The organism is Burkholderia sp. AU31652, assembly GCF_002223155.1.
Lineage (GTDB): Bacteria > Pseudomonadota > Gammaproteobacteria > Burkholderiales > Burkholderiaceae > Burkholderia.
Window position 1 is genome coordinate 1804144 of the sequence record NZ_NKFG01000005.1, and the last position, 13366, is coordinate 1817509.

Annotated in this window: 16 protein-coding genes and 1 riboswitch; of the genes, 8 read left to right on the forward strand and 8 right to left on the reverse strand. The window is 66.1% G+C overall.

Annotated features, from left to right (window positions below):
• Nucleotides 1-193: riboswitch (cobalamin riboswitch) on the forward strand.
• Between the two features lie 89 nt (nt 194-282).
• The 7 genes from CFB40_RS38795 (at nt 283) to CFB40_RS25635 (ending at nt 6352) form a co-directional block, all read left to right on the forward strand.
• Nucleotides 283-450 carry a hypothetical protein gene (locus tag CFB40_RS38795; protein WP_174974230.1) on the forward strand — a complete coding sequence of 56 codons (168 nt, stop codon included), beginning with the start codon at nt 283-285 and terminating at the stop codon, nt 448-450.
• A gap of 83 nt (nt 451-533) precedes the next feature.
• Entirely contained in the window at nt 534-2462 is a 1929-nt protein-coding gene (locus CFB40_RS25610) for a TonB-dependent receptor domain-containing protein (RefSeq protein WP_089433312.1), read from the forward strand.
• A gap of 235 nt (nt 2463-2697) precedes the next feature.
• A complete protein-coding gene (locus CFB40_RS25615) occupies nt 2698-3267 on the forward strand; it encodes a YdeI/OmpD-associated family protein (RefSeq protein ID WP_089432747.1) in 570 nt (189 codons plus the stop codon).
• 113 nt (nt 3268-3380) lie between these two features.
• Complete coding sequence (locus tag CFB40_RS25620) at nt 3381-4226, forward strand: GNAT family N-acetyltransferase (protein WP_089432748.1); 846 nt, start codon at nt 3381-3383, stop codon at nt 4224-4226.
• Nucleotides 4227-4321: 95 nt separating this feature from the next.
• Nucleotides 4322-4894 carry a TetR/AcrR family transcriptional regulator gene (locus tag CFB40_RS25625; RefSeq protein WP_089427396.1) on the forward strand — a complete coding sequence of 191 codons (573 nt, stop codon included), beginning with the start codon at nt 4322-4324 and terminating at the stop codon, nt 4892-4894.
• 29 nt (nt 4895-4923) lie between these two features.
• Entirely contained in the window at nt 4924-5919 is a 996-nt protein-coding gene (locus tag CFB40_RS25630; RefSeq protein WP_089427395.1) for an alpha/beta hydrolase, read from the forward strand.
• Nucleotides 5920-5938: 19 nt separating this feature from the next.
• Nucleotides 5939-6352 (forward strand): DUF6331 family protein, encoded by a 414-nt coding sequence (locus CFB40_RS25635; RefSeq protein ID WP_089432749.1) that lies wholly within the window; start codon nt 5939-5941, stop codon nt 6350-6352.
• Here the strand turns inward: CFB40_RS25635 and CFB40_RS25640 are convergent.
• Nucleotides 6345-6977 (reverse strand): LysE family translocator, encoded by a 633-nt coding sequence (locus tag CFB40_RS25640; protein ID WP_089432750.1) that lies wholly within the window; start codon nt 6975-6977, stop codon nt 6345-6347. The genes CFB40_RS25635 and CFB40_RS25640 overlap by 8 nt on opposite strands.
• 65 nt (nt 6978-7042) lie before the next feature.
• Here CFB40_RS25640 and CFB40_RS25645 point away from each other — a divergent pair, with 65 nt between their 5' ends.
• Nucleotides 7043-7555: an Lrp/AsnC family transcriptional regulator gene (locus CFB40_RS25645; protein WP_441299788.1), complete on the forward strand. Its 513-nt coding sequence runs from the start codon at nt 7043-7045 to the stop codon at nt 7553-7555.
• 122 nt (nt 7556-7677) lie between these two features.
• On the opposite strand, the gene CFB40_RS25650 is transcribed toward CFB40_RS25645, so the two are convergent.
• The 7 genes from CFB40_RS25650 to CFB40_RS25685 form a co-directional block, all read right to left on the reverse strand.
• Complete coding sequence (locus CFB40_RS25650) at nt 7678-9018, reverse strand: collagen-like triple helix repeat-containing protein (protein ID WP_089432752.1); 1341 nt, start codon at nt 9016-9018, stop codon at nt 7678-7680.
• Nucleotides 9019-9343: 325 nt separating this feature from the next.
• Nucleotides 9344-10135 carry a DUF2182 domain-containing protein gene (locus tag CFB40_RS25655; protein ID WP_089432753.1) on the reverse strand — a complete coding sequence of 264 codons (792 nt, stop codon included), beginning with the start codon at nt 10133-10135 and terminating at the stop codon, nt 9344-9346.
• Nucleotides 10132-10776 (reverse strand): DUF1326 domain-containing protein, encoded by a 645-nt coding sequence (locus CFB40_RS25660; RefSeq protein WP_089432754.1) that lies wholly within the window; start codon nt 10774-10776, stop codon nt 10132-10134. Before CFB40_RS25660 ends, CFB40_RS25655 begins: the two co-directional genes overlap by 4 nt.
• Before the next feature lie 190 nt (nt 10777-10966).
• The gene (locus tag CFB40_RS25665) at nt 10967-11266 is read right to left on the reverse strand and encodes a hypothetical protein (RefSeq protein WP_043186617.1); all 300 of its coding nucleotides are present in this window, start codon (nt 11264-11266) and stop codon (nt 10967-10969) included.
• Between the two features lie 267 nt (nt 11267-11533).
• Nucleotides 11534-11782, reverse strand: a complete 249-nt coding sequence (locus CFB40_RS25675; RefSeq protein WP_089432756.1) for a hypothetical protein — start codon at nt 11780-11782, stop codon at nt 11534-11536.
• A 98-nt stretch (nt 11783-11880) separates the two neighbouring features.
• On the reverse strand, nt 11881-12408 hold the full coding sequence (locus tag CFB40_RS25680; RefSeq protein ID WP_089432757.1) for an acyltransferase: 528 nt from the start codon (nt 12406-12408) through the stop codon (nt 11881-11883).
• Nucleotides 12409-12411: 3 nt separating this feature from the next.
• Entirely contained in the window at nt 12412-13356 is a 945-nt protein-coding gene (locus CFB40_RS25685; RefSeq protein WP_089432758.1) for an electron transfer flavoprotein subunit alpha/FixB family protein, read from the reverse strand.
• Between the last annotated feature and the right edge of the window lie 10 nt (nt 13357-13366).

A 13366-nucleotide genomic window follows, 5' to 3' on the forward strand; every position in this document is an offset into this window, starting at 1 on the left:
TTACCCTTGCGCGCTGATGGTTCCCAGGGATGGGATCAAAAGGGAACGCAGGAGAGGCAATGCCTCGAATCTGCGGCTGCCCCCGCAACTGTGAGCGGCGAATCCGTGCCACTGCGTGCCACTGGGAAACCGGGAAGGCCGGCGCGAATCAGGACCCGCGAGCCAGGAGACCTGCCATCGACCCGAGGTCCAAGCAGCCGCACCGGGCGGGGTGTCCCGATGCGCCAACACCGCCTTGGGCGGTGCCCGTTGCATGGACGGCCCGACCTCAGGATCCGCCCGATGTCCACTGTTACCGCATCCGCTTCCTCACCGGAAGCGTCGCGCCGGCACACCGCCGGCATGCACGGCCCGCCTGCTCGCGCGCGCCGTTCCCTGTCGATCGCGTCCGCCGGCATGTGCCGCGCCGACGCCCGCGACCGCGGCCCGCTCGGCCCGCTCGCGCGATAGCCCGATCACCGATGACAAAACCGGCGCTGCCCGCCGCGCTCCCCCGATCGACGCATGCGCAGCCCGACCACAACGACAGCCTCATGAAGATTCGACACCTCCTTGCCACGTCGGCCGCGACCGCGCTCCTCTCGCCGCTCGCCCACGCAGCCGGCGACACCGCGGTTGCGCAACCGGCCCCGGCCGCCGAAGGCGCCAACCTGCCGACGATCAACGTGACCGACACACGCCGGTTGCCCGAGTCGTTCGACCAGCGCTATGCGACGACCCAGGTGCTCACGCGCACCGATCTCGACCGGCTGTCGCCGAGCGACCCGAGCATCACGCAGGCGCTCGCGACGCTGCCCGGCGTGACCGTCTCGCAGAACGGCGGGCCCGGCTCGTCCGCGTCGGTCAGCATCCGCGGCTCGTCGGCCAGCCAGGTCGCCGTGTTCATCGACGGCATCCGGATCGGCTCGCCGACCACCGGCATCGCGCCGTGGGCGGACCTGCCGACCGAATCGTTCGAACGTGTCGAAGTGATCTCGGGGCCGGCCGCCGCGTCGTTCGGCGCCAATGCGATGGGCGGCGTCGTGCAGCTCTTCACGCGCCGCGCGGCCAGCCAGCCGAACCAGACCACCGTGTCGTTCGGCGGCGGGTCGAACAAGACGTTCGACACGCAACTGCGCACGTCGGGCACCGTGCCGTCGACCGGGCCGCTCGCCGCGCTCGGCGGGCTCACCTACTCGCTCGGCCTGCATTCGTACAACACGGCCGGCATCGACGCGACGCGGCCTTTCGCGTACGGGCACGAGGCGGGCCGCAACCCGTACCACGCGCAGGATCTCGATGCGCGCCTCGGCTACGCGCGCGACAACTGGTCGATCTCGACGTTCGCGCTGTATCACCGGTCCGATCTGTCCTACGACAACCGCGGCTATGCGAATCGCCAGCTCGATCATCAGCTGACGACCGGTCTCGCGTTCCACCTCGATATCACGCCGGACACGCAGTTCGACCAGTCGTTCGGTTATGCGAACGATCGCGGGTTCATCTACGCGAGCGATCCGATCACCCCGACCGACCAGATCAATTCGCAGCGCATCAGCACGTCGACGTCGTTGACGCACCAGGCGCGCGGATTCCATCTGTTCGGGCTGCCGCTGTCGGGCGAAACCAAGCTCGCCTACGACTTCACCCGCGAGCAGGCATTCCTGCCGGTCGACATTCCGAACGGCGTGCCGACGCGCAACGATTCCGCGTTCTCGCTGCATCAATCGGCGACGCTCGGCAGCGTGACGATGTTCCTCGCGGGGCGTCATGAAATCATCGCCGGGCGGTCCGTGAATACGGGTAACGCGGCGCTGTCGTGGACGATCACGCCGGTGTACACGGCGCGCGTGTCGTACGGCAATGCGTTCAAGCTGCCGTCGTTCAACGACCTGTACTACCCCGGCTACGGCAATCCGAACCTCAGCCCGGAACGCAGCACGTCGGTCGAGGCCGCGGTCGATGCGAACACGTCGTACGGTACGTTCACGGCCGCGATCTACGATACGCGCGTCAGCAACCTGATCGCGTACAACCCGGCGACGTTCTCGCCGATCAACATCGGCCGCGCGCATATTCGCGGCATCGACCTGTCGTACAAGGGGACGATCGGCCGCTCGACGCCGGTGAGCGTCGCGGTCGGGATCCTGAATCCGCAGGACGAAACCAACGACTCGTGGCTCAACCGCCGGCCGCGCCAGACGGTCAGCCTCAACATCGATCACACGTGGGACGAACTGCACCTGCATGCGTTGAGCACGGGGGCGTCGCTGCTTTATGGCGGCACGACGTTCGACGATCCGGCCAATTCGACCTATCTGCCTTCGTATCTGACGGTGGGCTTGCGTGCTTCGTACCGGATCAATTCGCACCTGACGGTGTCGGCGACGGTGTCGAATCTGTTCGACCGGCAGTACATGACCGCGTATGGGTACAACACGCTCGGGCGGACGGCGTTCGGGAAGGTGAGTTATACGTTCTGACGGGGATGGGGAGGCTTTGGCCGGATAGGTGGCGAGGCCCCATTTGAAATGGCGTCTCCGATGCCTGCGCCACCGGATGCTTGAAACGGATGATGCCGCCCCAAAACCGGGCGACGGACTGACGGCTACCGAGCGGCCGGTCTTTCGTCGCATCGCGCACGTTGCTGTCCGTATCAACACTGTTAGACTGCGGACGCCCTCCCCGCACATGTAGTCAACCATTCAGGACAGTGACATGACCGAATGCGCGCTAACCTTTACCAGTCAGGTCGAATGGGAAAACTGGTTAGGGCAAAACGGCAGCACGTCGGCCGGAACATGGCTGCGCCTGGCGAAAAAAGGCGCCAGGCAGCGAACCCTCACCTACGAGCAGGCGTTGGAAAGCGCTCTCTGCTATGGCTGGATCGATGGTCAAAAACGGGCCGAGAGCGAGCAATACTGGTTACAACGCTTCACCCCACGCTCCGCAACAAGCATCTGGTCCAAACTCAACACAGACAAGGCTGAAGCACTGATCGCCGCAGGCAGAATGCGCCCGCCCGGCTTGTGCGAAATCGAGAAAGCGAGAAAGGACGGCCGCTGGCAGGCTGCCTACACGTCGGCAAGCAATTCGACCGTGCCGGACGACCTTCAGGCGGCCTTGGACGCCAATCCGGAAGCCCGCACGTTTTTCGCGACACTGAACAGCCGTAACCGATATGCCATCCTGTATCGGATACAGAATGCCAAGAAGCCGGAAACACGGGCGCGCAAAATCGGGGAATTCATCGACATGCTGAATCGCGGCGAAACCATCCATCCATAGATTTTTCGCTGACGGAGAGGTTGCCAAACGGGGCATATAACCTGTCATGGCCGCTTCGGGTCGGCAGCCGGTAACGCAACGCGCATTCCCGAGCGCAGCGACTGGGGTGAACCATGGACCAAGGCGGTGACTTTATCGTGCGCACCATGTCGGCCGACGAAGTAGCGATGTCGGTCGAATGGGCGGCGGCAGAAGGCTGGAACCCCGGCCTGCATGATCCTGCCTGTTTCAGCGCAGCGGACCCGGCCGGGTTCTTCGTCGGCGTCTGGCGCGGCGAGCCGGTCGCGTGCATTTCTGCTGTCGCCTATGACGAACGCTTCGGCTTCATCGGCCTCTACATCGTGAAACCCGGGTTTCGCGGTCAAGGCTTCGGCATCCGAACCTGGCAGCACGGCATGCGTTACCTCGGAGACCGCAACATCGGGCTCGATGGTGTCGTGGCCCAGCAGGCGAACTACAGGAAGTCCGGGTTCGAGCTTGCGTACCGCAACATCCGCTATGAGGGGCGCGTGGACGGCATCGGGTGCGCGCACGTGGTGGCAGCGGCCGACGTGCCGTTCGAGCAATTGCTTGCCTACGATCGCGCATGCTTTCCGTCGGCGCGCGAGCGTTTCATCTCCACCTGGATCGCGCAGCCGGATGCGGTTGCGCTCGCGACGGTCGACGGCGGCCGCGTCGCCGGCTACGGTGTCGTGCGCCGTTGCAAGACGGGCTGCAAGATCGGCCCGCTTTTCGCCGACGACCCAGGCGTCGCCACCGGGCTGTTTCGCGCGCTCGCGGCGCGAATGCCCGGCGAGGTCGTCGTGCTCGACGTGCCGGAAACGAACCCCGCGGCCGTCGCGCTGGCGGAACGGCACGGCATGACGAGCGTGTTCGAAACCGCACGGATGTACACGAAAGAAGCGCCGGCGATTGCGATCGACCGCGTGTTCGGGGTGACGTCGTTCGAGCTGGGGTGATCGTCACGGACATGGCTGTGACCGAATTCGGGAAATTGACATCAACCCAAAACCTAATACAATTAGCCTTTTCGCTAATCTGAATAGCATTCGCTATGGCACGCGCCGGCATCACCCTGGACAAACTCGTCGAAGCCGGCGCGCAACTCGCCGATGAAACCGGCTTCGAGCACCTGACCGGCGCGGCGCTGGCACGTCACTTCGACGTCAAACTGGCCAGCCTGTACTCCCATATCCCGAGCTTCGACGACCTCAAGAGCCGCATCGCACTCTTCGCGCTGAAGGAACTTGCCGATCGCGCGACCGACGCCTTGGCCGGCCGCACCGCCAAGGACGCGCTCACCGCGCTCGCCGACGTCTATCGCGACTACGCCCGCGAGCACCCCGGTCGCTTCGCCGCAGCGCGCCACCCGGTAAGCGCCGAACGCGCCGCCGAAAGCGCGGGCGGGCGGCTCGTCAGGATGACCTCGGCAGTGCTGCGCAGCTACGACATTCCGGAAGCCGAACAGGCGCATGCGATCCGTCTGCTCGGCGGCTTTTTCATGGGCTACGTCACACTTGAAAGCGCGGGCGGTTTCGCGCACAGCGCACCGGCTTCCGACACGTCGTGGTCGCGCAGTCTCGATGCGCTGGACGTGATGCTGCGCCACTGGCCCTCTGCCGCATGACTCGCCCAACGTCCAACGGAACCGAATCGATGAAAGACGAACCCGACGGCGTCGCCCTGCCGAGCCGCGTCGTCCCCTTCCCGGCCTCGATCAGCGACGAAGCGCGAGCCGCGTTGCAACGTCTGGTCGGCAGCGACGGCGTGCCGCTGAACGCGCTGCACGTGATGCCGGCCCCGGACGATTTCGACGCATGGATGCGTGTGAAGGCGGCCGCCGACGCACACTACGCGGCCGCCATCGAGCAACTCGGCGGCCATCTGCGTTCGAGCGTGGAGACGATCCGGACCGGCGCGGCGGACGTGCATGTCGCCACGCCCGAAGCAGCGGCTTCCGGCGAATGCGCGTACATCGACCTGCACGGCGGCGCGCTGGTGCTCGGCGGCGGCGCCGCGTGCCGCGCCGGCGCGCAGATGCAGGCCGACCGGCTCGGCATTCGGTGCTACGGCGTCGACTATCGCCTGCCACCCGAGCATCCGTATCCCGCCGCACTCGACGATTGCATCGCGGCGTATGCGTACGTGCTCGAGCGCTACGCGCCGGAAAACATCGTCATCGGCGGACGCTCGGCGGGCGGCAACCTCGCCGCGGCGATGGTGCTGCGCGCCCGCGACGAAGGCTTGCCGCTTCCGGCCGCGCTGGTGCTGCTGTCGCCGGAAGTCGACCTGACCGAATCCGGCGACAGCTTCGAAACCAATCGCCTCGTCGATGTCGTGCTGCCGGCGTCGCTGATGCCGAACAACCTGCTCTACGCGAACGGCGCCGATCTCGCGCATCCGTATCTGTCGCCGCTGTTCGGCGATTTCTCCGCCGGTTTCCCGCCGACCTTCATCCAGAGCGGCACGCGCGATCTGTTCCTGTCGAACGCGGTACGCCTGCATCGCGCGTTGCGGCGCGCGCAGGTGCCGACCGAGCTTCACGTATTCGAAGGGATGCCGCATGGCGGGTTCATGGGCGCGCCCGAGGACAGGGAACTGAGCCAGGAAATCGCGCGCTTCGTGCATGCACATTTGCCGGCGTTGAATTGAACCCGTCGAGCGTCAACCGATGAACGGCAAACCCCACAAGGACGACATCAGCATCGGCCCGGATCGCTGGATCGAATTCGGCGATCTGTCGGGTGGCCACGCACATGCGGCCACGATCGACGCCTGTCTGGCAGAGGTCATGCCTTTGATCGATGCGCTGGAGACAAACTGTGTCGCCGAATGCTGCGGCATCGACGCGTTCGGTTTCTGGCCGGACGAGATCAAGGTTGCGGTGGCCACGCGGGATCGCGATGCGCTGGCGCGACTCGCCGACGATCTGCTGACGGTTCAGCATTCGATCGACGCGTTGCCGTCCGATTTCGTCGTCAGCACGCGAATGAACCAGTATTTCCGGAAAGCCGTCGTGGTCGAGTTGCTCGCGCATATTCGGACGACGGTCGACGCGATCCACGCGGCGCATCGGCCTAGATGACCCCGCGCACGCCCGCGACTACCTGACTCACGCCGAATACCGCGATCACCGCCGCCGACACGCGCGACAGCCCGTGCATGAACGCGAACGACATCTTCGTGCGCAGCGCGGCGGTCGTGCCGCTCAGGCATAGCCACCACGTCGCGGAACCGATGAACACACCGGCGACCATCAGCGCCACGGCCGGCCACACCGCCCCTTCCCGCGCGCCCGACAGCGGGCCGAGCGCCGCGAAAATTCCGACGAACGACAGGATCGTCATCGGGTTCGACAGCGTCAGGCCGAACGTCGTCACAAAATCGCGCAGGACGGTCGTGCGCGGCAGGTCGCGCTGCGCCGTCGACGCGGCCGGCGCCTGGCGCGCGATGGCCCACGCCAGCCACACGAGAAACGCGCCGCCGCCGATTTTCAGGCCGACGGTCAGCATCGGGAACGCCGTAACGATACCCGCGATGCCGAGCGCGCCGAGCAGGCCGTAGATCGCATCGGCGCATGCGGCGCCGACGCCCGTTGCGAATCCCGCCTGAAAACCGCGGCTCAGGCTGCGCTGGATGCACAGCATGCCGATCGGCCCGACCGGCACCGCGATCGACAGCCCCATCACGACTGACTTGATGAACAGCATCGCCTGCTCCCTGCGACATGTAACGTGTTGAACAGGCATCGTAGGGAAAGTCCCGTCATCGCTGAATGCGGTTTTTAAGGAAAAATGGCCGCTCCGCCTTAAAAATTTCCGCCGCGATGGACGATCTGGACTGGAAGGTAGTGACGCTGTTGCAGGCCAACGGCCGCATCAGCTACACGGAGCTGGCGCGCCAGGTGCACCTGTCGGTGCCGGCGGTAACGGAGCGCGTGAAGCGGCTTGAAGCGGCCGGCGTCATCGAGGGCTACACGGCCCGGATCAACCTTGCCGCAGCCGGCTATCCGGTCAGCGCGCTGATCGGCATCACGGTGCCGCAACCGGCAAAAGCAAAATTCCTCCGGTTGCTGGAGACCATTCCCGAAGTCGTCGAATGCCATCACGTGACGGGCGCGGACTCGTACATGATGCGGCTCGCCGCGATCAGCATGACCCATCTCGAACAACTGATCGAACGCATCAACCTGTATGGCGAAACACGCACGTCGATCGTGATGTCGACGCCGCTGCCCGCACGCGGGCTGGCGCGGCCGCCGTCGCAGCGCGACGTCGTTCGCGGTTGACACATCGAGAGGCCCCGTCCGATCCGCTTCCCGCAGGGGATCATCAAGCCATTCTGGTTGGCGGTAACCGGCGGCCGATTGTCGGTTGGCCGGTTACCGCCAGGACGATCTCAATCGATCGGTTACTTGCCGGCCAAGCCACCCAAGCTGCCGAGCAGGCCGCCCACCAGCCCCGTCACGGGTGCGAGCGGGTTGGAGAGACTACCCAACGGTGAGCCACCGCCCGTGCCGCCCGTACCGGTCGTGGAACCGTTGTGGACGATCGCCGTATTACCGCCGACCACGCTCGTCACCAGGCCCGCGACCGGCACCGCGCCGTTCGCACCGCCCGGGTTCACGAGGCCGCCCGCATTGGTCACGGTGTTGCCGACCGCGCGCACGAGGTCGCCGACGCCGCTGACCAGCGGCTGGGGCGACGTGGACGTCACCTTCCATCCCGCCGACGTGATCGCGCCGCCGATCTGGCCGAGCAGGCCCGCGACGGGCTGCCCGAGGCCGGTCGCCGTGCCGACCTGCTGCGTGACCTGGCCGACGGTCGTGACGAGCGGCGTGATCGCCGTGCTGATCGCCTGCGTCGTCTGCTGGACCGGGCCCGACGACAGGGCCGCGCCGAGCATCGTGCCGCCCGTCTTGAGGCCACCGGCGACGGTATCGAGCAGCCCGCCGACCGGCGTCGTGAGCGGCGCCAACGGCGACAGCGGGCCGGTGCCGAGCGCCTTCACCGTGTCGCTGAGGCCGGTGACCGGGTTGCTCGTCGAGCCGACGATGGAACCCAGCCCGGCGACCGTCGTGCCGACCGGGTTCGCCGTGAAGCCGGTCTGGCCGATGCCGTTGCTCACGGCGTTCGACGTGTCGCGGATGATCGTGCCCGCGCCCGCGACCGTGTTGCCAAGGCCGGTGGTCACGCCCTTGGTCGGTCCCGGCGGGCTCTCGCCGGAAATCGTGGCGCCGGCGTCGATGACGACCGCGCCGACGGCGCTGACGATGCCGTTCGTGCCGGGGGTGCCGCTTGTGCCGCTTGTGCCACCGATTCCGCTCGTTCCACTTGTGCCGCTGGTTCCACTTGTGCCGCTGGTTCCGCTCGTCCCGCTGGTTCCACTCGTACCGCTGGTTCCACTCGTGCCACTGGTTCCACTCGTGCCACTGCTTCCGCTCGTGCCGCTGGTTCCACTCGTGCCACTGGTTCCACTCGTCCCGCTGGTTCCGCTCGTGCCGCTGGTTCCACTCGTACCGCTGGTTCCACTCGTACCGCTGGTTCCACTCGTGCCACTGGTTCCACTCGTCCCGCTGGTTCCACTCGTCCCGCTCGTACCACTCGTCCCGCCAGTGCCGCTCGTACTCGTTCCGATCGTGTTACCACCCGGCTTAGGCGCCGTTACATCGCTGCCGCCACACGCCGCCAGCGCGCAAGCCGCCGCAATGGCGGCGACCGCAACGTTCGCCTTGATGAAATGATTCTGCATGGAAGCCCCCGTTCGCTTTCTAGCTCGATCATCCCGACAAGCACCTATCGTGCCATTGTGATCGGCATCAACGACGACTTCACGCCCACGCCGGACTGCCCTGTTCCAACGGCCGTCCGGGGCCCAACGCGTCGCATCCGGGCTCGCCTTCATCAGCGAGATCGAGCCTTGCGTTCCGGGTAACGCGTGCGTAACGCAGGCCCGGCGTTACGTAGCATCCCGCAGTGCAAATACCGGCATCGCTCGACGCGGGACCGGCCGCGGCCGGCCGTCACCCGTCCATGGCGATTCCGCACGTCCGCGCCGGCTTGTCCATGACGGCCCGTCACACGATCAACGTCGCACCGGCCCACGCAATCAGCACGACGCCCAGCGCGCGCCCCACACGTTCGCCGCCGGGCAGGATCTTCTCCGCGAACACGAAGAGCGACAGCGCGGCGATCCACACGACGTTCATCACGCCGCCGACGAACAGCAGCGCCATCAGCAACCAGCAGCAGCCGACGCAAACCATGCCGTGCCGCGCGCCAAGCAGGAAACTGCCGGTGACGCCCGGACGCCAGTGCGCGACCAGGAACCCGGCCGGCGCCCGGCATTGCCGAAGGCACGCGCGTTTCAGCGACGAGAATTGATAGAGCCCGGCGAGCGCCAGCACGATCGCGGAAAGGACGGCGCTCTTCGACCACAGCATCATCGCGGAGATCAGCCCGGCCGGCTGCAGCATCGCCTGAAGCAGCGCCGCGCCGATCGAGAACGCCAGCCATGCGGCCAGGTAGCCGGCCAGCAGCGACAGCGACGTGAACGCCGAACCCGCCCCGTCCACGCCGCGCTGTCGCAGCACCCGCCGGTACAGCATCACGAGCGGCGCCGCGCTGGGCGTCATCATCGCGATCATCATCACCCACCACATCACGATCACGGTGGCCAGTGACGGATCCATGCTACCCATGGCGCCCTTCAGGCGATGCGGAAAGAGCGCAACGGCGGTCATGTCCAGCGCCGACATGCCGGTTCCCGCGCCCGTCAAAAGATAGAACCAGCACAGACCGACGAGCGCCGCGATGCCGAGCAGCGCGATGACGCGCTCGCGCCCGAGCCAGTGGTCGACGGGAGTCATGCCGCGACGCGATGCCTGACCACCCCGTGGTTGTTCAGGTGCAGCCGCGCGAACTGCGCATAGCTGCCGTCGAGGGTCAGCGGAATGTGGCCTTGCGAGCGCGACGTGCCCGAGCCGATTTCGGCCAGCTCGTATTCGAAGCCGTGCGGCAGGTCGATTCGTGCGCGATGCTCGGCGCCCGACACCGGATTGAGGATGGGATCGCCCGCGAGGTCGAACACGCCGTCGACGTGAATCCGGCCACGCCGCGCATCGACATCGACGTCGAAATCGATCTTCGCGAAGATCGGATCGAACGCCTGCTCGAGCGTCGAAGCGTAGACGGAGAACATCGTCGCGAACGGATCGGTATCCTGACCAGTCATGATCTTCAGCACCGCCTCGCGCTGGGCCGGGCTGGCGCGCTCGTCGACGATCGGCTGGCACCGGCCCCGCCCCTCGTGGACGGCCCCCGGCCACTCGAACACGACCGCGATCCTGACGCCGTCGAGCACCACGTCGCCGTAGTGGCCGCTGTCAATCTCAATCGCCCCCATCGCCGCGCAATGGCCATGGGTCGGCAGCGCATTGAACTGGCACGGGCAACCGTATGAGCAATTGCAATTCATCAATTCGGTGCCCTGAATCTCCCACGGCGTCATGGCCCCACCTCGCGCTCGGCTACACAGGAATGCTTCGAATCTAGTGCACGGCACAGGGGAAATCAAAGCCGTCGCGGCGGCCCGAATCGACGCGTGAAAACCGCCGTTCAAGCGCGCGTGGAAGACGTTTCGACACGCCCGTTCAAGACCGAACCGGTGGACCTCGGCGCATGCGAATCCTGCACGAATCTCACACGACCAGCGACGCGACGATCGCACACCACAACGCACTCGCGCCGCACAGAAACACGCGCCGCGCGACGAACATCCGCGATTCGTCGTCGGGGGTCTTCATCGGTGACGTGGCGAGAAACGGCACACTGACGAGGCACGCGAACCCGGCCAGCGCCGGCAGGATCACGACGTAGTCGCCGAACCGCCACGGCAGCGGCTCGTGCCAGCCCCAGTAGCCGAGAAACAGCATGCCCATCGAAAACATCGTCGCGGCGGCCGAACTGAGCGCGACCACCGATCCCGTCGGAAATTGCATGGCAGCCTCCCCTCGCGCGGCGTGCGCGACGCCGGATCATTATCCGGGCACGGCAGGAAAAAGCACAATGACGGCCGACGGATGGCAACGCTCATCCCGACGTCGAAGCCGACCAGCACGTCGAACGAGCGGAGCCCGATCCCGGTGGCCGGTTGCGCCTGCGGCGCGAGGATGCGGAAGAGGCGCTGACGATTGCGGCGATGCCGCATCGATGATCGTTGTCACGGATTGACAGCGATCGGTTTCGCGTGAAAAAAACGCCAGCCTTCAACCCGGCTTCTTCGCGGCCTGCATGACGGAGATCCAGCCCACCACCGCCGCGGCGACCCAGCAGCACGCGATCATCAGGTCGAGATCCATCCAGCCTTCGAAGTTCGTGCTGTTTTCGAAACTGCAGCGCTGATGGCCCCTGACCCACACGCAGCCACTGATGAACTGCTGGATGTGCATATAAACGCTGTAGACGGCAAATGCCGACGCAATGACTGTGAGCCGCAAACGGACGTGCTTTTTCATGTGACGCGGATGCCGGTGGGAAAGCCTGTGCCGATCTTACGGCAACGGCAAGCTGCCCGGCAATCCGTCGCATCCTGGGTCGCCCGGATGCCCGCTGCTCACCCGTCGATCCGCCTGATCGTCCTCAGGCAGTCCGCCGCCAGTTGCTGATAGATGCGCGTACCGTTCGCCTTCGCGTCGATCTCCGCGTCGCTGAGCGGCCGCACGACGCGCCCCGGCACGCCCGCGAGCAGCACGCCGCGCGGCACGTCGTAGCCGGCCTTCACGAACGCGCACGCGGCGACGATCGTCGTCGCGCCGATCGTCGCGCCGTCCATCACGACCGCATTCATTCCGATCATCGTGTCGGGTTCGAGCGTCGCGCCATGCACGATCGCGCCGTGGCCGACGTGGCTGTTGACGCCGAGCCGGCACGTCTCGCCGATCCCGACGTGCAGCACGCAGCTGTCCTGCACGTTGCTGCCGCCTTCGACGACGATCGCGCCGAAGTCGCCGCGCAGGCTCGCATGCGGGCCGATGTAGCAGCGCGCGCCGATCGTCACGTCGCCGATCACGACCGCGCTCGGATCGACGTACGCGGACGGATCGATGCGCGGCCGCATCCCGTTGAATTCGAACAGCGGCATCGGTCAGAGCGCCGCGGCCGCTTCCGGCACGAGTGTGAACAGGTCGCCGACGAGGCCGTAATCGGCCACGCTGAAGATCGGGGCTTCCGGATCCTTGTTGATCGCGACGATCACCTTCGAATCCTTCATGCCGGCCAGATGCTGAATCGCACCCGAGATGCCGACCGCGATGTACAGCTGCGGTGCGACGATCTTGCCGGTCTGGCCGACCTGATAGTCGTTCGGCACGTAGCCCGCGTCGACTGCCGCGCGCGAGGCACCCAGTGCTGCCGACAGCTTGTCTGCCAGCGGCTCCAGCACCTTCGTGTAGTTCTCGCCGCTGCCCAGGCCGCGGCCGCCCGACACGATGATGCTTGCGCTCGTCAGTTCCGGACGGTCCAGCTTCGTCACTTCACGGCTCACGAACTGCGACTTGCCGGCATCGGCTGCCGCTTCGATCTTATCGACCGACGCGCTGCCGCCTTCAGTTGCCACCGGATCAAACGCGGTCGCGCGCACCGTGATCACCTTGACCGGATCGCCCGACTGCACCGTCGCGATCGCGTTGCCTGCGTAGATCGGGCGCTCGAACGTGTCGGCCGATACCACCGCCGTGATCTCGGAGATCTGTGCGACATCCAGCTTCGCCGCAATGCGCGGCGCGATGTTCTTGCCGTAGGCCGTTGCCGGCGCAACGATGTGCGAGTACCCATTTGCGACGGTCATCACCGTCGCTTCGACGTTCTCGGCCAGACCGTCAGCCAGCTGCGGCGCATCGGCCAGCAGCACCTTCGACACACCCGAGATCTTCGCTGCTGCGTCCGCTGCCGCTTGCGCATGGTGTCCAGCAACGAGCACATGAACGTCGCCGCCGCCCACCACATTGAGCGCCTGTGCGGCAGCGACGGCATTCAGCGTCGCGGCCTTGATCGACGCGTTGTCGTGTTCCGCAATCACCAGAATCGTCATTTCTTTCCGC

Excerpts from the sequence above, each read along its gene's own strand:
- CFB40_RS38795 (WP_174974230.1), top strand. The coding sequence starts at position 283 with ATGTCCACTGTTACCGCATCCGCTTCCTCACCGGAAGCGTCGCGCCGG.
- CFB40_RS25610 (WP_089433312.1), top strand. The coding sequence starts at position 534 with ATGAAGATTCGACACCTCCTTGCCACGTCGGCCGCGACCGCGCTCCTC.
- CFB40_RS25615 (WP_089432747.1), top strand. The coding sequence starts at position 2,698 with ATGACCGAATGCGCGCTAACCTTTACCAGTCAGGTCGAATGGGAAAAC.
- CFB40_RS25620 (WP_089432748.1), top strand. The coding sequence starts at position 3,381 with ATGGACCAAGGCGGTGACTTTATCGTGCGCACCATGTCGGCCGACGAA.
- CFB40_RS25625 (WP_089427396.1), top strand. The coding sequence starts at position 4,322 with ATGGCACGCGCCGGCATCACCCTGGACAAACTCGTCGAAGCCGGCGCG.
- CFB40_RS25630 (WP_089427395.1), top strand. The coding sequence starts at position 4,924 with ATGAAAGACGAACCCGACGGCGTCGCCCTGCCGAGCCGCGTCGTCCCC.
- CFB40_RS25635 (WP_089432749.1), top strand. The coding sequence starts at position 5,939 with ATGAACGGCAAACCCCACAAGGACGACATCAGCATCGGCCCGGATCGC.
- CFB40_RS25640 (WP_089432750.1), bottom strand. The coding sequence starts at position 6,977 with ATGCTGTTCATCAAGTCAGTCGTGATGGGGCTGTCGATCGCGGTGCCG.
- CFB40_RS25645 (WP_441299788.1), top strand. The coding sequence starts at position 7,043 with ATGCGGTTTTTAAGGAAAAATGGCCGCTCCGCCTTAAAAATTTCCGCC.
- CFB40_RS25650 (WP_089432752.1), bottom strand. The coding sequence starts at position 9,018 with ATGCAGAATCATTTCATCAAGGCGAACGTTGCGGTCGCCGCCATTGCG.
- CFB40_RS25655 (WP_089432753.1), bottom strand. The coding sequence starts at position 10,135 with ATGACTCCCGTCGACCACTGGCTCGGGCGCGAGCGCGTCATCGCGCTG.
- CFB40_RS25660 (WP_089432754.1), bottom strand. The coding sequence starts at position 10,776 with ATGACGCCGTGGGAGATTCAGGGCACCGAATTGATGAATTGCAATTGC.
- CFB40_RS25665 (WP_043186617.1), bottom strand. The coding sequence starts at position 11,266 with ATGCAATTTCCGACGGGATCGGTGGTCGCGCTCAGTTCGGCCGCCGCG.
- CFB40_RS25675 (WP_089432756.1), bottom strand. The coding sequence starts at position 11,782 with ATGAAAAAGCACGTCCGTTTGCGGCTCACAGTCATTGCGTCGGCATTT.
- CFB40_RS25680 (WP_089432757.1), bottom strand. The coding sequence starts at position 12,408 with ATGCCGCTGTTCGAATTCAACGGGATGCGGCCGCGCATCGATCCGTCC.
- CFB40_RS25685 (WP_089432758.1), bottom strand. The coding sequence starts at position 13,356 with ATGACGATTCTGGTGATTGCGGAACACGACAACGCGTCGATCAAGGCC.